Raw genomic sequence first — 955 nt, 5'->3', positions numbered from 1 at the left:
CCGGTCAGGACCACCAGGCCGGCGGCCGAGTCGGTGGTGACGTAGGGGGAGCCGAGCTGGATGGCGTCGTTGGCCGGCTTGGCGACCTGGGCGGCGGCGTTGCCGGCGTCCACGGCTGCCTGGGCGGTGACATGGGCGAAGCCCGCGGCCTTCGCCGAGGCGGCCAGGGCCTTGGCGGCTTCCTTGTTCGCCTCGTCGGCGTGCCCCTTGGCGGTCTTGGCGTCCTTCTCCGCCTCGTCGGCCAGCTTGACCGCCGCCTTGGCCTCAGAGGCGGCGTGCTGCGAGGCGCTGATCGCGTCCGCTGCGGCGCTGGTCGCCGTCTTCACCGCGGCGTCGGCCTTCAGCTTCGCGGCCTGCGCGGCATCCGCGTTCGAGCGGGCCCGCTTGGCGGCCGCCTCGGCGCGAGTGGCTGCCGCGTCGGCGTCGGCCGCGGCCTTGGTCGCGGCGTTGGCCGCGGCGCGGGATCTGCCGGCCGCCGCCTCGGCGTCGTCCGCGTGCCCGGCCGCCGCGTCCGCCGCCGCCCTGGCCTCCTTCGCGTTGCTGTCGGACTCGTGGGCCTGGGCGTACGCCTCCTTCGCATCCGCCTTGGCACGGGCGGCATCCGCCTTCTGCTCGGCGTCCCAGGCGTCGTCGCGCAGTTCCCGGGCCCTGTCGCGGGCCTTCTCCGCGTCGTTCTTGCGTGCGACCGCGGTCTTCTCGGCGGCTTCGGCCCTGTCCCGGGCGTTCAGCGCGTTGGTCGCCTCGGTCTCGGCGGTCTTCCTGTGCCGGGCTGCCTCGGCCTGCTTGGCTGCGGCGGTCTCCTTCTCCGCCTTCGCCGTCTTCTCCTCGGCTTCCGCCGCCAGCCGCTTGGCGTGGGCGTCGGCGGCGGCCGCCTTGGCCTCGCCCTCGGCCTTCAGCGCCACCGCGAGCTTGGCCTCCGCGGTCTCCTTGTCCTTCTTGGCGTTGTCCCGGTGCA

The 955-nt window shown here is 75.1% G+C and carries 1 pseudogene; it reads right to left on the bottom strand.

Annotation, left to right across the window (positions count from 1 at the left end):
* Positions 1-955: pseudogene (locus ACP4J3_RS50775) on the bottom strand (virulence factor); the annotation flags it as partial.

This window comes from Streptomyces sp. UG1, assembly GCF_049974585.1.
Taxonomy (GTDB): Bacteria; Actinomycetota; Actinomycetes; order Streptomycetales; family Streptomycetaceae; genus Streptomyces.
The sequence above is the reverse complement of the archived record's forward strand: the minus strand, read 5'-3'. Positions and strand labels throughout refer to the sequence as shown.